At 43.6% G+C, this 20,525-nt stretch carries 20 protein-coding genes; 7 read left to right on the top strand and 13 right to left on the bottom strand.

What is annotated here, in order from left to right; translation table 11 throughout:
- Positions 1–6: 6 nt before the first annotated feature.
- On the bottom strand, positions 7–288 hold the full coding sequence (locus AACW06_RS05810) for a YcgL domain-containing protein (RefSeq protein WP_168522759.1): 282 nt from the start codon (positions 286–288) through the stop codon (positions 7–9).
- Between the two features lie 198 nt (positions 289–486).
- Here AACW06_RS05810 and minC point away from each other — a divergent pair, with 198 nt between their 5' ends.
- From minC to minE, 3 genes are read left to right on the top strand one after another with little or no spacing between them, the layout of a single operon-like run.
- Complete coding sequence (gene minC, locus AACW06_RS05805; RefSeq protein WP_192074376.1) at positions 487–1,149, top strand: septum site-determining protein MinC; 663 nt, start codon at positions 487–489, stop codon at positions 1,147–1,149.
- Between the two features lie 20 nt (positions 1,150–1,169).
- Positions 1,170–1,982: a septum site-determining protein MinD gene (minD, locus tag AACW06_RS05800; RefSeq protein ID WP_192074375.1), complete on the top strand. Its 813-nt coding sequence runs from the start codon at positions 1,170–1,172 to the stop codon at positions 1,980–1,982.
- A gap of 5 nt (positions 1,983–1,987) precedes the next feature.
- Positions 1,988–2,251 (top strand): cell division topological specificity factor MinE, encoded by a 264-nt coding sequence (gene minE / locus AACW06_RS05795; RefSeq protein WP_053310153.1) that lies wholly within the window; start codon positions 1,988–1,990, stop codon positions 2,249–2,251.
- A gap of 117 nt (positions 2,252–2,368) precedes the next feature.
- On the opposite strand, the gene AACW06_RS05790 is transcribed toward minE, so the two are convergent.
- The 9 genes from AACW06_RS05790 to AACW06_RS05750 form a co-directional block, all read right to left on the bottom strand.
- On the bottom strand, positions 2,369–4,216 hold the full coding sequence (locus AACW06_RS05790; RefSeq protein ID WP_192074374.1) for a M3 family metallopeptidase: 1,848 nt from the start codon (positions 4,214–4,216) through the stop codon (positions 2,369–2,371).
- Between the two features lie 31 nt (positions 4,217–4,247).
- Positions 4,248–5,363, bottom strand: coding sequence for a ribonuclease D (rnd, locus tag AACW06_RS05785; RefSeq protein ID WP_192074373.1), 1,116 nt, complete (start codon positions 5,361–5,363; stop codon positions 4,248–4,250).
- A 95-nt stretch (positions 5,364–5,458) separates the two neighbouring features.
- A complete protein-coding gene (gene fadD / locus AACW06_RS05780; protein ID WP_192074372.1) occupies positions 5,459–7,153 on the bottom strand; it encodes a long-chain-fatty-acid--CoA ligase FadD in 1,695 nt (564 codons plus the stop codon).
- 102 nt (positions 7,154–7,255) lie between these two features.
- A complete protein-coding gene (locus AACW06_RS05775) occupies positions 7,256–8,110 on the bottom strand; it encodes an alpha/beta fold hydrolase (protein WP_192074420.1) in 855 nt (284 codons plus the stop codon).
- Positions 8,111–8,112: 2 nt separating this feature from the next.
- On the bottom strand, positions 8,113–8,745 hold the full coding sequence (locus tag AACW06_RS05770; RefSeq protein WP_192074371.1) for a Slp family lipoprotein: 633 nt from the start codon (positions 8,743–8,745) through the stop codon (positions 8,113–8,115).
- Positions 8,746–8,763: 18 nt separating this feature from the next.
- A complete protein-coding gene (locus AACW06_RS05765; protein ID WP_192074370.1) occupies positions 8,764–9,069 on the bottom strand; it encodes a chromosome partitioning protein ParA in 306 nt (101 codons plus the stop codon).
- Between the two features lie 53 nt (positions 9,070–9,122).
- Positions 9,123–9,824 (bottom strand): tRNA (adenosine(37)-N6)-threonylcarbamoyltransferase complex dimerization subunit type 1 TsaB, encoded by a 702-nt coding sequence (tsaB, locus tag AACW06_RS05760; protein WP_192074369.1) that lies wholly within the window; start codon positions 9,822–9,824, stop codon positions 9,123–9,125.
- Positions 9,825–9,832: 8 nt separating this feature from the next.
- Positions 9,833–11,764 carry an ATP-dependent DNA helicase gene (locus AACW06_RS05755; RefSeq protein ID WP_192074368.1) on the bottom strand — a complete coding sequence of 644 codons (1,932 nt, stop codon included), beginning with the start codon at positions 11,762–11,764 and terminating at the stop codon, positions 9,833–9,835.
- A 94-nt stretch (positions 11,765–11,858) separates the two neighbouring features.
- Positions 11,859–12,059, bottom strand: a complete 201-nt coding sequence (locus tag AACW06_RS05750; protein WP_192074367.1) for a hypothetical protein — start codon at positions 12,057–12,059, stop codon at positions 11,859–11,861.
- Between the two features lie 186 nt (positions 12,060–12,245).
- Between AACW06_RS05750 and purU the strand changes: the two genes are divergently transcribed.
- Positions 12,246–13,079, top strand: a complete 834-nt coding sequence (gene purU / locus AACW06_RS05745) for a formyltetrahydrofolate deformylase (protein WP_192074366.1) — start codon at positions 12,246–12,248, stop codon at positions 13,077–13,079.
- Positions 13,080–13,161: 82 nt separating this feature from the next.
- Here purU and AACW06_RS05740 read toward each other — a convergent pair whose 3' ends face one another.
- Entirely contained in the window at positions 13,162–15,165 is a 2,004-nt protein-coding gene (locus AACW06_RS05740; protein ID WP_192074365.1) for an NADPH-dependent 2,4-dienoyl-CoA reductase, read from the bottom strand.
- Positions 15,166–15,377: 212 nt separating this feature from the next.
- On the opposite strand from AACW06_RS05740, the gene sppA reads away from it, so the two are divergent.
- Both sppA and ansA read left to right on the top strand, forming a co-directional pair.
- Positions 15,378–17,228, top strand: coding sequence for a signal peptide peptidase SppA (gene sppA / locus AACW06_RS05735; protein WP_192074364.1), 1,851 nt, complete (start codon positions 15,378–15,380; stop codon positions 17,226–17,228).
- A 120-nt stretch (positions 17,229–17,348) separates the two neighbouring features.
- Positions 17,349–18,362, top strand: a complete 1,014-nt coding sequence (gene ansA / locus AACW06_RS05730) for an asparaginase (protein ID WP_053310164.1) — start codon at positions 17,349–17,351, stop codon at positions 18,360–18,362.
- 97 nt (positions 18,363–18,459) lie between these two features.
- Here the strand turns inward: ansA and AACW06_RS05725 are convergent, their stop codons facing one another.
- Positions 18,460–18,744, bottom strand: coding sequence for a YeaC family protein (locus tag AACW06_RS05725; protein WP_192074363.1), 285 nt, complete (start codon positions 18,742–18,744; stop codon positions 18,460–18,462).
- A gap of 101 nt (positions 18,745–18,845) precedes the next feature.
- Between AACW06_RS05725 and AACW06_RS05720 the strand changes: the two genes are divergently transcribed.
- On the top strand, positions 18,846–19,673 hold the full coding sequence (locus AACW06_RS05720; protein WP_192074362.1) for a DUF2989 domain-containing protein: 828 nt from the start codon (positions 18,846–18,848) through the stop codon (positions 19,671–19,673).
- Between the two features lie 197 nt (positions 19,674–19,870).
- Here AACW06_RS05720 and msrB read toward each other — a convergent pair whose 3' ends face one another.
- The gene (gene msrB / locus AACW06_RS05715) at positions 19,871–20,275 is read right to left on the bottom strand and encodes a peptide-methionine (R)-S-oxide reductase MsrB (RefSeq protein ID WP_192074361.1); all 405 of its coding nucleotides are present in this window, start codon (positions 20,273–20,275) and stop codon (positions 19,871–19,873) included.
- Positions 20,276–20,525: the final 250 nt, after the last annotated feature.

The following is a 20,525-nucleotide window of genomic DNA, read 5'->3' as shown; positions in this document are numbered from 1 at the left end:
AAAAACCTAGCGGCCTTGTTGCTGAGCTTTTTGTTGTTTGTAGTTTTCAAGTACATTTTCTGGTGGCGGTGGTAACTGTAAGAAATAGCCTTCATTTTCCAAAGACTCTTTCACTTTCTCAATGTTGACCTGAGCAAGCGTCCGTCCTTCTAATTTCACTACCATCACCAAAGTAGGTTTACCGAACATCTGCATCAGCGTGTCAGGGACCTGTGAAAAATCGTCTTTTTTCGGAATATAAAGATAGGTACCTTCTTTTTTTGAGCCTTTGTAGATAGAACAAAGCATGACAACCCTTTCTTGTAATAAATCGGCTTTTTAAGCAGATTAAGTGATAAACGTTAAATTTTCGCCAAATTTGAGATTAATACAAACATTTGGCAGTAGATAACTTGCTGAGCTAAGTGAGTAAATATAACATGACAACCCTAGTTTCAGGCAACGCCCTTTCTAGTGAAGCCATTAGTTATTGAGGTCAAAAATAAGATGTCCAATACTCCTGACCTAAAAGGTAGCAGTTTTACTTTGTCAGTTTTACACCTTTGCGACAATGAAGTTGCCAATACCATTGAGTTTCTCAAGGAAAAAGTAACCCAAGCCCCAGCTTTTTTTGCATCAGCCCCGGTAGTTATCAATATTGCCAAGGTAATGGGCGAGCTTGATTTCATCATGCTAAAACAGGGGATCAGTGAAGCAGGAATGATTCCGGTAGGAGTGACTGGCTGTAAAGATAAACGCAGCCAAAACTTGGCATCAGAAGCCGGTTTTGCCGTGATGAACGCAAGTAAGTCCCCAGCTCAAGCACCCGCAAAGATGGCCCCAAACAAAGTTGTTCGTACTCCAATCCGCTCTGGACAACAAGTGTATGCTAAAGATGGTGATTTAGTGATCCTAAATCATGTCAGTGCTGGAGCAGAAGTGATTGCTGATGGCTCTATACATGTTTATGGCACATTGCGAGGCAGAGCCATCGCAGGCGCAGGCGGTCAAACCGAAGCACGAATTATTTGTCACGATTTACAAGCTGAGTTGGTATCCATTGCTGGTAATTACTGGCTTAGTGATCAAATTGAAAGTGAGTTTTGGCAAAAGAAAGTGATGCTCAGCATGGTTGATGACTCACTACACTTTGAAACGCTTACGATTTAAAAATTAACAAGGAAAATATAATGGCACGCATTATTGTTGTAACGTCAGGAAAAGGCGGCGTAGGTAAAACGACCTCAAGCGCAGCCATAGCATCAGGTTTGGCTTTAAAAGGTAAAAAAACTGCGGTTATCGATTTCGATATTGGTTTACGTAACCTTGACCTTATCATGGGCTGCGAACGCCGCGTTGTGTATGACTTTGTCAATGTCATCAACGGTGAAGCTACACTCAACCAAGCGATGATCAAAGACAAGCGTACAGACAATTTATTCATTCTTCCCGCATCACAAACTCGCGATAAAGATGCGCTGACTAAGGATGGCGTCAAGCGCGTACTCGATGAACTCGATGCGATGGGTTTTGATTTCATCATCTGTGATTCTCCAGCAGGTATTGAACAAGGCGCACTAATGGCGCTTTACTTTGCCGACGAAGCAATTGTGACCACCAACCCAGAAGTATCTTCAGTGCGAGATTCTGACCGTATTCTTGGAATTTTAGACTCAAAATCACTGCGCTCAGAACAGGGCCTAGAACCGGTCAAACAACACCTGCTTCTCACACGTTATAACCCAACACGTGTGACACAAGGTGAAATGCTGAGCGTGGAAGATGTTGAAGAGATCCTGCACATTTCTCTACTGGGTGTAATTCCAGAAAGTCAAGCTGTGTTGAATGCTTCCAACAAAGGCGTACCGGTTATTTTTGACGAACAGGCAGATGCAGGCCAAGCTTACGGTGATGCAGTTGAGCGTCTATTAGGCCAACAAGTTGATTTTCGCTTCGTCACGGAACAGAAAAAAGGCATCTTTAAACGACTATTTGGAGGTTAAGCACTATGTCACTACTTGAGTTCTTCAGACCACAAAAAAAGACATCCGCTAATCTGGCGAAAGAACGTTTACAGATCATCGTTGCGGAGCGTCGTAGCCAAAGTGACCCTGCACCGACTTATTTGCCGCAGTTGAAAGAAGATATTCTAAAAGCTATTGCTAAATATGTTCCCATTGACCCTTCCATGGTTGAGCTAACATTTGAGCATAAAGGAGATGATATCGCTGTGTTGGAATTGAATGTCAAACTGCCAGATGAAGAAAAATAAAATCAGCTTTAAATTGAGTTAAAAACTGATCGAGAAAAAGCCTGCTAAAATGCAGGCTCTTTAATTTGCATGGCGCTAGCACCTTAAGCTAACTTAGGCAGTTAACAACACTATAGCTTAACAACCATAATGTTGTGCAATGTACTGCTCGAACTGACGGCACATTTCATCGTCAGAATGAGTATTACTGGCTAATTCTTGTGCCCCATCGACCACTTTAATTGTGGCATTGAGTGAGGCTGGTTGAATTTGCGTTCTATCAGCCAGACGCTCTATCTTCTGTAACTCTTGTTGCCATGCTTGCTCGACCGATAGGTTACAGACATCCGCTAAGTATTTAGCATTGAAACCTTCACCGGTCAGTTTCTCGATGGTTTGATTATGCGACACACTATTTCCAGCTTGCCAATAATGTTCAGCTAACAATGGGCCAATTTCAGGATTGTCAGTCAGGTAACCGAATTTTTGAGTGAAGAAAGCTCGTGTTTGATATACCGCCATATGTGCCAACAAATAGCCTTGATAAGAGCACGATGCTTCATCGGACAATAAATGAGGAATCGCCATCAATGGACGTGGACTGCAAGCCAGACCGAGTATTTTTTGTTCCGTAGCACGAGCAAGAGCGGTAACACGTTCCGCTGTTAATTCCTCTTCACTTAATTCATACAACGCGCGTTCAAAATACGGTACCACCAAAATGCTACGTTCTTCATATGCTTTAAACGGTTGACGGCTCTTGATCATCGCTTGAATAATTGAATCAGGTACTGGGTTACCTTGAGCATCAAGCGCATAGCTTTTTAACCAATCAGCATCGGTGAGCAAGCTATCACAGAACATTGATTGTGTTTCAGCATAAGCCATTGAAGTTGGCGCAAACTCTTGAGAGAAACATGGCGCATTCATCTTAACATTAGAGAAATGTGCGGCATGCCCACCTTCATGGAATAAGGTATTGATGCCATCATAGCCACTTCCAACTTGGTCAGGTTTTGCATTACTAGTAAAGTTGACCTTCGCCGCAATCCACTTTCCTTGGTCATAAAATGATGGCACGGGTCCATGACAAAAACCATTAGGATACTTGCCTTTGCGATCAAGTAAGTCGAGCGTCAATTCCGCGCCAGAATAATCAATATTTAAGCGACCAAAGGATTCAATCCAACGGCGCAACGACTGTGAAAATGGCACGTAAGGGTCTAATTCACGCATCACATCACCGGCAAAAGAATACACAAAATTATGCCCTGCGAGTGCTTGGTCCCCTTTTGCTTGTACCAGCATCGCTAAGCTGCTCTGATGACTATCGCGGGTACGCTGTTCAAAATCATCTAAAATATTAAACAGTTGCTCGGTTGTCATTTGCTCCGTTTTGTTGATTGAATAATCAAAAAAGCTTTTATATCCAAGTGACTGAGCAAACCGATTACGCCGCTTCACTAACTCTAAAAAACCGTTTTGCAATAACCACTGTTCAAGATCTAGCAAGGCTTGATGAGCACTTTGGCGAACAGCTTCATGGTTATTGGTACGAATCGTCGAGCCAACAACTGGCAATGATCCCTCAATACGTTTACCTTGCTCACTAGTAAATGTCATCACATGGTTTTGTTTTTTCTCAAATAATTCAGCTTCAAATTTAATTAAATCAGCCTTTAACGCTTGAGCGTGTTCTGACTCAATCGCATGCGCTTGAAACATGGCGAGCCAACCATTTAAACCAATAACTGTGTTTTGCTTTTCTTCTTCGTTAGTAATACGTTCCGCTTGAACCAATTGCTGCTTTATTTCAGCAATATGCCCTGCGTTGCTGAGAAATTGCGTCCAACGAGTTTGAGCTTGAGTCGAGCCTTGATGATCATCACTGATACCCATATAGGTATCCCAAAAGAAATCTTCTTTCGTGCGATGAATGGCAAGATAACGTTGGTTCAAATCATTAAGGTAAGCTGTTGCTGTCATTTTGATCCTTAAAATGGTTGGCCTTGAGAAATTAAACAAGTTTATTAAGCTTTTCACCTAAGATAGGTAAACGCCAGCCTTGCATAACATCCGGTAATTTTTCAGGGTTTCGCTCTTTCTTCCACACCCAACTTAACAGTTGATTCAACTGTTTTTTCGATGCCAAAAACTCTGTCGCTAATCCTGTTGTTTGAGAAACCGCTTTGACTTCATCTTTCAACTTTTTAAACAGTTGTTTATAACCTGGGTAGTCCATCAACGGTTCGATTTGAGGCGGATATTGGTCAGCAGAGATTTGTTGCCCCGCTTTGACCAAGGCGATGATTTTATCACTATGGCGACGAATCCCTCGTGGGTCAGCCCCCTCCTCAATCATACGATTAGGGTTAGTCAGCCCCAAGCGAGCAATGGTGAGCAAATCGGCCTCTTTAACCACAAAATTTAACGCTATATCTCGGCGCACCGCTTCTTCATAACGCCACGTTGCCAACGGTTTCAGAATTGCCAACTGCTTCGGTGATAGCTGCCATGCCCCTTTAAGATCAAGATAAGCAAATTCAGGATTGGTATTCTTAATACGTTTAACAGTGAGCAGTTCTGATTCTTGCTGCGCAGCATCCCACCAGCCAGCTTGAGTCACTTTTTCCAACAGTTGTTGATACATGGGTAATAAGTAGAAAACATCAGCGGCAGCGTAATCTAACTGCTTTTGCGATAATGGACGGGCAAGCCAGTCAGTTCGCGACTCACTTTTATCCAACTCAACCCTAACAAATTCGTTCACCAGTGCGGCAAAACCGGTTGAGAGTCCATGACCTAAAAATGCCGCCATCACTTGCGTATCGACCATAGGGAAAGGAACACACCCAAATGCGTTGTGGAAGACTTCTAAATCCTCACCGCAAGCATGTAGCACCTTTAATACAGAGACATCTTGCAACAACTCAACAAACGGAGCCATATCATCAAAAGCCAATGGGTCAATTAATGAGAGATTCTCACCGTCGTACAACTGGATAAGGCCGAGTTGCGGATAGAAGGTACGGACACGGACAAATTCGGTGTCGAGCATCACTAAGTCTGCATCACGTGCGGCAAGGCATACTCGCTGAAGGTCGTTCAATTGGGTAATGATTTGATAATTCACAAATGGCTCACTTTGGGCAGCCCACGATGGGGGACATAAAAATGCCGACAATTTTGTCGGCATTCTATCACTATTTTCTATTGCTGGCTTGACGCTTATGCTCGCTTTACTTCTGCTTGCTGAGCTTCATTTTCTTCGCGCAACACTCGGCGTAGAATCTTACCAACGTTAGATTTAGGTAAGTCTTCCCTAAACTCAATCAATTTAGGCACTTTATAACCCGTCAAATGCTTACGGCAATGCGTAATAATTTCGTCTTTGGTTAGGCTAGGATCTCGTTTGACAACATAGATTTTCACCACTTCACCTGATACTTCGTGTGACTGTCCAATCGCTGCAACTTCCAATACCTTGCCATGCAGGGCAATGACATCTTCAATTTCATTTGGATAAACATTAAAACCAGAAACTAAAATCATGTCTTTTTTTCGGTCAACGATATACAGCATGCCTTGTTCATCAAACTTCACAATATCGCCAGTAGATAACCAACCATCCGCATTGATGACTTCTTTTGTCGCTTCAGGTCGCTGCCAATAACCTTGCATCACTTGTGGTCCGCGTACTTGCAGCTCACCCACTTGGTCATACGCTAAGACATTACCTTCATCATCAACAATACGGACTTCAGTCGACGGCACTGGCAAACCGATAGCACCAGAATAATCACTTAAATCATAAGGATTACCGGTTACCAAAGGAGCACATTCAGTTAAACCATAACCTTCAAGCAGATGAATCCCGGTTACTTTTTTCCACTGCTCAGCAACAGCGCGCTGCACTGCCATACCGCCACCTACTGACAACTTAAGATTTTTAAAATCAAGCTCATGGAAATCTTCGTTATTGACCAGTGCATTAAAGAGCGTATTCACCCCAGTAATGGCAGTAAAAGGGTATTTTTGCAGTTCTTTAATAAAGCCTGGAATATCTCTTGGGTTGGTAATCAAAAGGTTGCGACCACCAATTTCGACGAACAACAAACAGTTTACGGTTAGCGCAAATACGTGATATAGCGGCAATGCTGTCACCACAAGCTCGCGCCCTTCAGCTAAAACAGGGCCATAAGCACCTTTAGCTTGCAGTACGTTGGCAATCATATTTCTGTGGGTCAAGATTGCACCTTTCGCGACCCCAGTAGTGCCACCGGTGTATTGCAAAAAGGCGATATCATCACCCGACATGAATGGTTTCACATATTGCAGACGACGACCTTTATGTAATGCTTTACGCATTGAGATTGCCCCTGGCAGGTCGTATTTTGGTACCATCCCTTTGACATATTTCACAACGAAATCAACGAGCGTACCTTTGGCTCTTGGTAGCATCTGCCCAAGGCTTGTAAGTACCACATGTTTAACCGGGGTGCTATCAACGATTTGCTCTAACGTGTTGGCAAAGTTAGACACAATAACGATGGCTTTTGCATCGGCATCATTGAGTTGATGTTCAAGTTCACGAGGGGTATACAGTGGGTTCACGTTAACTGCAATCATGCCTGCGCGAAGTACACCAAATAATGCAACGGGATATTGCAGCAAGTTTGGCATCATCAACGCCACTCGATCGCCTTTTTTCAGCTTTAGCTCATTTTGTAAGTAAGCGGCAAAAGCACGGCTGCGCTCTTCCAGTTTACGGAACGTCATCACTGAGCCCATATTCATAAAAGCGGGCTGGTCGGCATACTTATGGACAGATTGTTCAAACATTTCCACCAAAGATGGATACATATCTGGATTGATGGTTTCCGGTACGTCACTTGGGTAACGTGAAAGCCAAGGTTTATCCACGGTAATACTCCTCGTTATTGGCTGCTGCTCTACGGCAATATTTTTATTTTTGCTATTACAGCATAACCAAAGTGTATGAGCACGAAACACTCAAACACTTGTTTAAATTTTGTTAACTAAGCCAAAGATTAGTTCTGCGACTTGTGAAGGTTGTTCAAGGTGACAATGATGACCACCAGAAATAGTGAACATTTCACAGTGATTATTGGCTAAACAGTCACAATTTTGCTTTAAATAGCCAAAACCTTGATCACCAAGAATGACCCGATGTGGACATTGGATTTGCCCTAAAAATTGCCGAGCATGCTCAAACGACATCCTAAATAGTGAGTCACTATTTAATTTTAGGTCATGCCGCCAAACCCACTGTTCGCCTTGCTGTTCTATTCCTCGCTCGACAACAGGACGAATCAATTTCGCATCCAAGTGGTTAACTGCTGATCGGCGAGCTATCGCATCTTCCAAGGTGGGAAGTGAACGCTTTGGCTTACGTCGGATCCGTTGTCGACTCAGCACACCATTACGTAACCTAGTTACGCTTTTATCTGGCGATTCAGCTAGTGGCCCCACCCCTTCAATTTGAATTAATCCTGCGACTTGCTCAGGAAAGGCGGCACTATAGCAACTTGCGATTAAAGCACCAAGAGAATGCCCAACCAACACTAACCTGTTTGGTGATAAATTAAGCAAAAGTTGGTAAATGTCGTCAATATAGTCGTGAAAAGGGTAAAAATTGTCGTTTGATTTATGGCTTGATAGGCCATGGCCAGGCAAATCGATTGCGCAAAGGTGTGCGCCAAAAAGCCGCCAACTTAACTCATTGATAGTAGTTAAGAAACTGGATGAGTTATCTAGCCAACCATGTAAAAAAACGACCGAGACTTCGGCCGTTTGTGCATTGCCAATTTCCTGTGATGCAATGTAACCTTGCTCAAGGAAATAACGCTTTTGTTGAATGTTCATTTGACCTGTTGAACCACACGACCTTCTCGGGAACTTGGCGCTCTTTGACGGCAGTATAGGCCATTGCACAGTGACAAATAGGAACCGACTTCATTAACAATGACCCGCTCCTCGATACGCCACAGATGAGCGCCTTTGACCGCCATCACAGGAAAAGTGTATTGATATTCGCCTACTTTCTTTTGCTCTGCGGGCGAACCAACCCCAATAACCGTAATCAAACGACCGTTAGCATAAGTAACGGGATCGACAAAACCGTCGATGTAACCAACAAAGCGACCTTGAGGCTCTTGACTGATATCGGGCTTTCCAGATGAACTAATCGGTAAGTTCACCACCTCAATACGCGTTTGATTGGTTAAGTTCGTGACATTGGCAATCACACCGCCAAGCCGAACTTCACTGCCCACAGCAGCTGAGCTATTTACCCAACTGCTGTAGTCGGTAAACACATTCTCACCACTTGCTTTGAGGTTTTCCGGCAAACTAGAACAGGCGCTAATTAGAAGCACGGAAGATAAAAGCAGTAATATTCTACCAATACCGGAGTGACGAAGTAGCTTGTTACTAGCTGGTGTTTTATGGATAAAGGTTCTATGGGTAAAAAACCTTTTGCTCGCAGCGCGCATGATAGTGACCTTATTATGTTAGATGTAAATGTCGACCCCAAGCATCTGAGCAAGTTCCTCTTTTTTTGCTTGATTCATCACATCCATATACTCTTCCATCGCTTTTCTGGCTCGCCCTTCGGGTAAATCATATTCTAGGGTTGCGCGCTGAATATCAGCTTCTTGTACTTGACGGATCGAATGAGAAACAGCATTAGCCACCTTGGTTGTTTGACCAAACGCAGCTTTAGTATCGCCTTTTCTTACCTCATTTTTCTTATTTGCTCTATTGGTCTTATTAGACCCCGGCACTATCGAAGGAGGTAAACTATTAATTGAAACCATACTGTTCCTGTTCTATTTGAGTAGGATTGGCATACAACCCTACTCACTGTAAATCATTCGCGGCCAGGTAGTTTTTTCCAAGCCACTTTGTCTCGTAAATAGACTGGGCTAGACTCTTCTACCGATAGAGTATTTCCCTTGGCAAATTCATATTGTGCAAGATAGACGATATCTTGTGCATCTGGGTAAAGTACTTCGCCCATTTTACAAGCAATGGGGAGTGATTCCAGTTCCTCGGCGTACGCCGCCCAACCAGTACCTGCGCAACCCCAAGTCTTATCATCTGCCGCTAACTGCTGGCTTAGCACTCTCGGTGGAATCACGCACTCACTGTCGATTTCACTCCAAGAGCCATCTTCTTGACGCAAGTAGCGCCCCCAATACACTTCATTCATTCTGGCATCAATAGCACACGCAACCTCTTGATAACCGTGTTGGCGATAGGCACCTTGCGCCATTGCTGCCAAGGTTGAAATACCGATCATTGGTAAGTCAGCACCAAACGCTAAACCTTGTGCAATTCCAATGCCAATGCGCACTCCGGTAAAACTTCCCGGACCACGACCATAAGCTAATGCATCCAGTTCTTGTAAGCGGATGCCTGCTTCTTTTAGAACCGAATCGACCATTGGCAGGATTTTTTTGGTGTGATCACGTGGTGCAACTTCACTGCGAACATACAGTTTGTCGCCAACCATCAATGCAACAGAACAGTTTTCTGTTGCTGTGTCTAAGGCAAGAATTTTTGCGCTCATTACTATCTCTAATTATTTTGTGTTGTTACTGAAATCTGACTAAGGAAGTCTTTCACTTTATCCAAATCTCGCGTACGAGGAATGGGCGGTAAACTGGCAAGGAATATCCCACCATAATCACGGGTCACTAATCGGTTATCACAGATGATGAGCGCCCCTTTGTCATTCTTATCTCGAATCAAACGCCCTACGCCTTGTTTTAGCGTGATGACCGCGTCCGGTAATTGTACTTGAGAAAATGGGTCTCCGCCTCGCAAGCGGCAATCTTCAATCCGCGCTTTTAATAGCGGATCATCAGGTGCAGTAAACGGAAGTTTGTCAATAATAACACAGCTCAAGGCGTCACCTCTAACATCAATCCCTTCCCAAAATGCGCCAGTTGCCACCAACAACGCATTCCCTAGCTCCATAAACTCCGCTAAGGTTTTTTGCTTACTGGTTTCCCCTTGTAAAAGTACTGGAACCGTTAGTACTTCTCTAAAACGCACTCCTAATTCGCGCATCATATTGTGTGAGGTACATAAGAAGAAACAGCGCCCTTGGTTTTGTTCTATAACAGGCGCAAGAATTTGCACCAATTTATCCGCCAGCCCAGCACTATTGGGTTCTGGTAAATAACGTGGCACACACAGCTTGGCTTGCTGCTCATAATCAAACGGGCTAGACAAAGAAAATTGCGCCTGCGGCTTCAAGCCTAAACGATGGGTAAAATGGCTAAAATCATCGTTCACCGCCAACGTCGCGGAGGTAAATATCCACGAACCTTGCTTGAGTTCTATCTGCTCATGAAACTTATCCGCCACAGAGAGGGGGGTAATATGCAAACTAAAGTGACGCGGTGTCGTGTCATACCAATAGGAATAACCGGTGATAGAAACATCACACACTCGGTCGATACGCCCTTTAATGAGGTTAGCTCGCTCAAACGCAGTATCTAATAATTGACTACGCCCTAAAGCCAGTTTCAGGACATCAATCGCAAAATCTAAACTCTCGCGCAATCGACTTAATTCACGTGCGACAGATGGGGAAGATAAGGCTTCACGCCAATTGCCTCTAAAACCCGGTTCACCCAATACAATACGCAATTCCATCGCCGATTGAGTTAGTTTATCGCCTACTTTTTGTAACTGGCGCATGTCCTTAGCTTCAGTGCGATAACCGATTTCAATATCTTTCGCTAGCTCTTGAACTTGGCGACTTGAGACAGACTGACCAAAATATTGACTGGCAATATCTGGCAATTGATGTGCCTCATCAAAGATGAACACCTCCGCCTCAGGGATTAATTCGCCAAATCCGGTTTCTTTGATAGCAAGATCAGCAAGGAAAAGGTGGTGATTAACAACAACCACATCAGCATCCATCGCCTTTCTTCGCGCTTTGGATACAAAGCAATCAACGTAACTTGGGCACTCTTTACCTAGGCAGTTATCATTGGTCGAGGTAATGGTTGGGATAATTAAGCTATCTTCAGGCAGTTCATCGCACTCGCCCAAATCACCGCTTTTGGTCTCTGATGACCAACTACGAACTTTAACCAATTGAGTCAATAATTGCGGATCTGCTTCATTGGTGTGACTTTCAATCATTTGTCGGCTTAATCTATCAAGGCACAAATAGTTCGCACGACCTTTTAACAATGCGACACTACCAAAGAAACCGAGAGCATCAACCATTAGCGGTAAATCTCGGTGAAAAAGCTGTTCTTGTAGGTTTTTAGACCCTGTACTAATGATGGTTTTTTTACCACTGAGCAATGCCGGGACAAGGTAAGCGAATGTTTTCCCCGTTCCAGTTCCCGCTTCAACCACCAATTGTGATTGCTGGGTAATGGCCTTGGCCACAGCTTCAGCCATATCAATTTGTGCTTGTCGTGCTTGAAAACCAGGAATGGCTTTACCGAGTGCACCCTGCGAAGAAAAGGTTTTTGCGATCATCTAAAAATAGGGCTAAGTATTCGTTGCGGGGCATTATGGCAGGTTTCATGAATCGGCGCGAATCGAACGATGACTCACGCCGGTTAGGGATGTTCTATTTGCGATTGAGGTAACGTGACAGCCACATCGGCGCTTCATAGCCACTTTCAGCTTGGGTCATTGCTTTAGCTGCGTCGGCTGGTGATGCTCGGATCTCCCACATGTCTTCCAAGATAATTTCATCGATCTGCTGATCGCCCATCAATGCACTCACTCTTTCGACGTACAGTTTGCGTGCAAGGAGTTCTTTATCCATAAATACCGCCTTAAGACTCTCATGAAGAAGAAAATAAGCTAAAGCCTAACGGTTAACCCGTTTATTTATTGAAACCAACTTGATAATAGATTAATTATAGCCCTTATATTGTGGAGTGCATCACCGTTCATGCGCGCTCGAATTAGTTTTTAGAATAAAAGAATTCAATCACGGAAGTATTAGATAATGGAAAGAAAGACTCTCCTGACTCATTGTAGCGATGCACCAGGCTTAATCTCAAAAATCACCAACATTTGTTATAAACATCAACTCAACATCATCCAAAATAATGAGTACGTTGATAACACAAGCGGTCACTTTTTTATGCGTACCGAACTTGAAGGTTACTTCAATGATACGACGCTTCTTGCTGACCTTGATCAAGCGCTACCTACTCAAGCCAAGCGTAAACTCGTAGATTCATCACGTAAACGCGTAGTGATTTTGGTCACAAAGGAAGCACATTGCCTCGGTGACATTTTAATGAAGAACTTCGATGGCAGTTTAGATGTCGAGATTGCCGCGGTTGTGGGCAACTACGATACTCTACAAAGTCTGACTGAACGGTTTGATATTCCTTATCACTGCGTTTCTCACGAAGGACTAAACCGCTCAGAGCACGAAGAAAAACTGCTTGAAGTGATCAACCAATATCAGCCAGATTACTTGGTTCTTGCGAAATACATGCGCGTACTAACACCGACATTTGTTGAGAGCTATCATCACAAAATCATTAACATCCACCACAGCTTTTTGCCAGCCTTCATTGGTGCAAAACCCTACCAACAAGCCTATGAGCGTGGCGTTAAGATCATCGGTGCAACAGCACACTTCGTTACCAACGATTTAGATGAAGGCCCAATCATCAAACAAGATGTCATTCCTGTTGATCACACTTTTAGTGCAAAAGATATGGCACAAGCCGGACGCGATGTAGAAAAGAATGTATTGAGCAAAGCACTCAATAAAGTAGTGAACGATCACGTTTTTGTGTATGGCAACAAAACCGTTATTCTTTAGGTACTTTGACCGAAGAAAAGCGAATTGGATACCATCAAAAAAGCGCTGAATTCAGCGCTTTTTCCTATTTAGTGATTGGGTATTACAATTTCGTCGCTAACTCGACACCTTGGCGAATAGCGCGTACCGCATCCAACTCACCAGCGTAATCAGCACCGCCAATCACATGTAATTTTTCACCTAACGAATCCCACTTATCTTCAAACGGACGAACTGATTCTTGACCAGCGCAAATTACAATTTTGTCTGCATCAAGTAATTGTTGCTTGCCATCAATAGAAATATGCAATCCGTATGGGTCTATCTTTTCATAGCTCACGCCACCCAGTAAGTGCACTCCGCGTTTCTCAAGTGTGCGTTTGTGGATCCAACCTGTCGTTTTACCTGGCCCTTTGCCCACACGTCCCTTACGGCGCTGTAAAACCCAAACCGTTTTATCACTCAATGAATCTGGGTAAGGGTACAAGCCACCAGGGTGAGCGATTTCTTTATCGATCCCCCAATCATGTAGCCAATCATCGAGTGTGTGATCTTGCGGCTCAGTCAACATGGTGGCAATGTCGACACCAATGCCACCAGCCCCGACTATTGCAACCTTTTCGCCTACGGGTGTTTTTTCGCGAATCAAGGTTTGGTAATCAACCACTTTTTCTTGGTTTTCAATACCCTCAATACTAACTTTTCTTGGGGTCACACCAGAGGCCATAACCACATCATCATAGCCTTGCAGCATATCGAAAGTGACCTTAGTATCTAAATGAAGCTTGACGCCCGTCTCATCAATTAGATTGGCAAAATAACGAATGGTTTCTCGAAACTCTTCTTTACCGGGGATCTGCATTGCTAGTCTAAATTGACCACCGATTCGATCGTTTTTCTCAAACAAATCAACTTGATAGCCTCTTTCTGCTAAGGTTGTGGCGCATGACAAACCGGCAGGCCCAGCCCCTATCACAGCAATTTTCTTGGGTTTTTTGGCAGGTTGCACCACAATTTCAGTTTCGTAACAGGCTCTAGGATTGACTAAACAACTGGCACGTTTCGCTTTAAATACATTGTCCAAGCAAGCTTGGTTACAGCCAATACAGGTGTTAATCAGCGCCGCTTTTCCTTGCTCGGCTTTGCTCACAAATTCAGGATCGGCGAGAAATGGACGAGCCATTGAGACCATATCAGCTTGGCCAGATGCCAGTATTTTCTCCGCCTCTTCAGGTGTGTTAATTCGGTTACAAGTCACCACAGGAACCGATAAATGAGGACGCACTTTCTCTGTTACCCACGTAAATGCAGCGCGTGGCACTTGCGTGGCAATGGTTGGGATACGTGCTTCGTGCCAACCAATACCAGTATTGATAATGGTCACACCGGCTTTTTCTAATGCTTTAGCAAGCGTTAATACTTCTTCAAAAGTGCTGCCTTCTTCGACCAAATCCAGCATCGAAAGACGAAAAATTATGATGAAATCTTTACCAACCGCGGCGCGTATCGCCTTGACGATTTCTAAGGGAAAACGAATGCGATTTTCATAACTACCACCCCAATCGTCGTATCGCATATTGGTACGCTTACAGATAAACTGGTTGATAAGGTAACCTTCCGAACCCATCACTTCCACGCCATCGTAACCAGCTAAGTGCGCCAATTCAGCACTATTTGCAAAGGCATCGATGGTTTTTTTGATTTGACGAACACTCATTTCGCTCGGTGCGAAACGCGCGATTGGCGCTTTGATCGCTGATGCACTCTGAGCAAAAGGATGCATCGCGTATCGGCCTGCATGAAGCAGTTGTAATGCTATTTTGCCACCTTGACGGTGAACCGCTTCAGTGACCACTTTGTGGGAACGAGCGTGCTTCACTTTACTAAACTCGGCACTAAAAGGATGAAGTCGACCACGTAAATTAGGCGAAAAACCGCCAGTTACGATCAGTCCAACCCCACCTTTCGCACGCTCTTCATAAAAGGCGGCGAGTTTGTGGAGTCCTTCTTTATGTTCTTCTAATCCAGTGTGCATTGATCCCATCAATACACGGTTACGTAACTGAGTAAATCCTAGATCTAATGGCTGTAATAGGTGTGGGTACATGCTGACTTCACTTTTATAATTATGCTTCGTGGTCAGACCAGAATATTATCAGAGTCAATAAAAATCAAACAAGTGTTTACATTTTTGTAACACCGATCAATCTTGCGGTTGTTTGGGTATACTAGATCACGTAGGATGTAACTCATTCATATCTCAAGGGTATTCCCTTCTATTCATTTAACACGCTAGCGAATAACCGCAGTGGAGAGGCAATGAAATCACTATTTCGATTTATCGGATTGATCTTTAAAGGGTTTTGGAAAGCTATTACTTTTGTAAGAGTGGCTTTAACCAACATATTCTTTTTACTCAGTATCGCCATTATTTATTTTTTGTATGTACATGCAGAATCCCCTCTTCCGACCGTAGGCAAAGAATCGGCCTTGGTGCTCAATTTGTCTGGTCCTATCGTTGAACAAAGCTCCTATGTGAATCCAATGGATTCGGTAGCTGGTTCATTTTTTGGTCAGGATTTGCCAAAAGAAAATGTATTGTTTGACGTGGTTGACACTATTCGCCATGCAAAGGATGACTCAAAAATCACCGGCTTAATTTTAGCATTAGGTGAAATGCCTGAGACGAACCTGACTAAGTTGCGCTACATAGCTAAAGCACTCAATGAGTTCAAAGCGGCGGGTAAACCAATTTACGCTATTGGTGACTTCTATAACCAAAGTCAATATTACTTAGCCAGCTACGCTGACAAAGTGTTCTTAGCGCCTGATGGTGCGGTGATGCTCAAAGGTTATAGTGCGTATTCTATGTACTATAAAACCTTGCTAGAAAAGTTAGATGTCAATACGCACGTCTTTCGTGTTGGCACTTACAAATCTGCCATTGAACCTTTTATTCGCGATGACATGTCACAGGCTGCCAAAGAGTCAGCTTCTCGTTGGTTAACGCAGTTATGGGGCGCATACATCGATGATGTTTCAACCAATCGCCAAATTGATGCCCAAACGCTTAACCCATCAATGGATCAATTCCTTGCTCAACTAAAAGCCACTAATGGTGACCTTGCCGCACTTTCGCTAAAACTCGGTTTGGTCGACGAACTCGCCACTCGCCAGCAAGTACGCCGTGAATTAGCCGAAGTATTCGGTAGCAATGGCGAAGATAGCTACAACGCAATGAGTTACTACGAATACCAAGCGACCATAACACCGCAATTTAATAGTGAGATGGATGATGTGGCTGTTGTTGTGGCCAGTGGTGCGATTATGGATGGCTCCCAGCCACGCGGCACTGTGGGTGGCGATACAACGGCAACTTTACTTCGCCAAGCACGTAATGACGATAAAGTAAAAGCCGTTGTGTTGCGAGTCGACAGCCCTGGAGGTAGTGCCTTTGCGTCTGAAATCATCCGTAACGAGATCCAAGCATTGAAAGACGCCGGAAAACCGGTCGTGGTTTCCATGTCGAGCCTAGCGGCTTCTGGTGGTTATTGGATTTCGATGAGCGCAGATAAAATCGTTGCTCAACCAACCACATTAACAGGCTCAATCGGTATTTTCAGTGTCATCACTACCTTTGAAAAAGGCCTCAATAAACTGGGGGTCTATACTGATGGGATCGGTACATCTCCATTCTCTGGCGTTGGGGTGACCACCGGCCTACCAAAAGGTGCAGCTGATGCACTTCAATTAGGCATAGAACACGGTTACCAACGTTTCATTAGCCTTGTCGGTGAAAACCGCAGCTTATCTACCGAGCAAGTTGACCACGTCGCTCAAGGTCGTGTTTGGACAGGGCAAGATGCAATGGACCATGGGTTAGTCGACCAAATGGGTGACTTTGATGACGCGGTAAAACTGGCAGCGGAATTAGCGAATCTGGAAACCTATAATATTTACTGGGTAGAAGAACCACTCACTCCGGCACAACAGTTCCTGCAAGATATCATGAGCCAAGTACAAGCTCACTTTGAGTTTGATGTATCTTTGATACTGCCAGCTACACTACAACCAGCAGCCAAACAACTGGTGCAAGATGCCAATATACTCAGCAGTTTTAATGATCCAAAAGGACAATATGCGTTCTGTCTTAACTGCCAAGTACAGTAAAAATAACTGTTATTAACTAAATAATACTCTAGGGCGCTTTGTGTAAAGCGCCCCTTTTTATATTGATTGAATACGCTATAATCGCCGCTCTGTTCCCCCCTATACGAGTGGTTTCTAGCAATGGCAAGAAAACATATTTACATCGCCTACACTGGCGGCACTATTGGTATGCTAAAATCCGACCATGGTTACGTCCCAATTGCGGGATTCATGGAAAAACAATTAGCAGGCATGCCCGAGTTCCACCGTCCTGAAATGCCTGAGTTTACCATCCACGAATACGATCCTCTGATCGACTCTTCCGACATGACCCCTGAAGATTGGCAACAAATAGCCAACGATATTCGTGATAATTATGATAAATACGATGGTTTCGTGATCCTACATGGTACCGATACCATGGCCTACACGGCATCTGCGCTCTCCTTCATGCTAGAAAATTTAGGTAAGCCTGTCATCGTGACTGGCTCGCAAATTCCGCTGGCTGAACTTCGTTCTGATGGCCAAGCAAATTTACTTAATGCCTTACATATTGCGGCCAATTATCCCATTAATGAAGTGACGTTATTCTTCAACAATCAATTGATGAGAGGCAATCGCAGTGTGAAATCTCACGCCGATGGTTTTAATGCCTTTACTTCACCAAACTTGCCTCCTTTACTCGAAGCTGGAATTAACATCCAAATCAGCAATAGTGTTAAGGTCAACGAGCAACCTCAAGGTACTTTTAAAGTCCATAACATCACCCCGCAACCAATTGGAGTGATTACGATGTACCCAGGTATTTCACACGAGGTTATTCGCAACACCTTATTGCAACCGGTAAATGCAATGATTTTGCTCACCTTCGGTGTCGGTAACGCACCACAAAACCCTGAATTATTAGGTCATTTAAAAGAAGCCTCTGAGCGTGGTGTAATTGTTGTCAACTTAACGCAATGCCTAGCAGGCAAAGTCAACATGGGTGGCTACGCGACGGGTTGTGCACTGGCAGAATCAGGTGTAATTAGCGGTTATGACATGACGCCAGAAGCTGCATTAGCAAAACTTCACTACTTACTTAGCCAAAACCTCTCCTATGAGGAAGTTAAAACAAAAATGCAGCAAGTACTGCGTGGTGAAATGAGCCTATAAGGCGTTGGTATAATTTCATCTGCATTAAACTTTGAACAATAAAAAGCCCCGTCTTATCTAGATAGGGCTTTTTAATATCACCTTGAACACTGTTAGCTTAATCGTGATTGGGGTTAACTCGCACGATATCTTCTTGCCCTTCTTGAAAGCGCTTTTTCAGTTCACTTTTTGACTTCAAGCTAATTTCACCACCGGCGGCAACTGTCATATGTTCTGCTTCTAGATTATGCTTAGATTGATACAACATCACAGCTTGCATGCATGAGTCTCGCTGCTCTTGAGAAAGTGGTGTACCCTCAGACCACTTACCCGTTTCCACAGCGTGTAATAAACGCTCATAAGCTTCAGGTGTGATGGCGTTAATTAATTGGTTGGCATCCATGATGTGTCCTTGATTAACAAATTCATCACAAACATAACTTGCCAATCTATTGAGTCAAGGCAAGCCAAATAAATAAGTGTATTTGATCACAAGCTAAGACAATGAACCGCATAAAAATTACGCTAATTCTTTGCTTTCCACTGCTTGCTAGTGGCTGCTTTGAAAACAATAAGAATACTGAAAAGCTCTGCGCTGATAATCCAAACTTACGCTGTGAACAGCTCAATATGGATGATGGTCAGTGCAGAATTCCTCGTACTGATTTAATTTGGCACCGCTTTGAGGTACTAAAGAACCCTACAGATAAAAACAAAATTGAAGAATATGGTTTGGTCAAATCTTATCGAAAATGCCTTGAGCTCGCCTCCCAAATTCAAGCCATAGACCAAACCAAGCTTAAACAACAACGTTTTGAGGCTCTGGTCAATTCGGGGAATGATCTGGATCGCATCGTTAAAGAACTGAAACAATCACACTCAGCACAATCACTTTACTTTTTGTGGAGTCAAATCGGTGACAAACAAGCTCAACGTCAATTCTTACAGTTAGAAGGAAAACCTGAGCTTGAAAATGCAGAAATGCAGTATGCGCTTGCTACTTTTTATACCAACAGAAATAGAGAGAAAAGTATTGCCTTACTTACTCACTCACTTGAACTCAGCAAAGGTAAACCAGTTAATATCGAGATTATTAAATCTTTGGCAAGCACCAATCAGATCCTGAAACATAAAGAAAAAGCGTACATTTGGGCGATGGTCGGTAAGGCATTCAATGTACCTGTCGCCTCAGAAGCCGAGCTTGAATTACTGTATGGCTTCACTCAAGAGAAATTCGATAGGTTAGATCTCATTGCGGATCAAATAACAGAGGCGATCGAAAATGGGCAATTCAAAGCGTCTCTTATGCCTTCGAATCTATCAGAGTTATAAACACCCAAACAACTTCAAGTTGCAGGTAGGCACCAAGTGAGTTCATCCCCATGAGCGTAGATAAACGATGTGATTGGGGTAAGCGAACGTAGCCAACACCGCTGCAGTTTCAAATAGACAAGAGCATAGGGCTACCACTCATTAGCTTTAAAACCTGTAACGATAAAACGAAAGGCGGTGAGAAACTCACCGCTTTTTCACTTTTTGTTGAAAATTAACGACACAGAGTTGACACAAAATCGTTCACCCGTCGTCTTTGGCCCATCAGGAAAAACATGCCCAAGATGACTATCACACTGAGCACAACGGATCTCCGTACGTACCATTCCGTGACTTCTATCTTCTAAATAGCGAATAGCGGTGTCGTTAATTGGCGCATCAAAACTCGGCCAACCACAACCTGAATCGTATTTATTGGTAGAAGTAAATAACAGCGCTTCGCAACAAGTACATACATACTCCCCTGTATCACGATTGTGCAATAACTTGCCGCTGAATGGAGCTTCAGTTCCTTGCTTACGACATACATAAAACTCATCATCAGTCAGCTTCTCACGCCAGTATTCATCGGGCTTCATGGTGTTTTCGACCTTTCGTTCCACTTAACAAAACTTCCTTTTCTCAAAATTTGACCATTCTTTTTGCGCTAAAAACTTGCACAGCCAGCTCTTTGTAGCACATACTTTCTCTCCGTAAAACGGTAGGTTTAGAATTTCTTAAATGCTTTAGAGCTCTAAAGTATTTTACGCCAACTGGTAGTAATCGAAAGCTACTTAAAGTCTAAATTTTAATCACTTGCGATGGATTGTGAAAAAAAGCGACAGTTTTTTTTGACTTTAAACAAGTTAAGTC

This window comes from Vibrio sp. S12_S33 (genome assembly GCF_963889785.1).
GTDB lineage: Bacteria > Pseudomonadota > Gammaproteobacteria > Enterobacterales > Vibrionaceae > Vibrio > Vibrio aestuarianus.
This window is presented reverse-complemented; position numbering and strand designations above follow the sequence as displayed.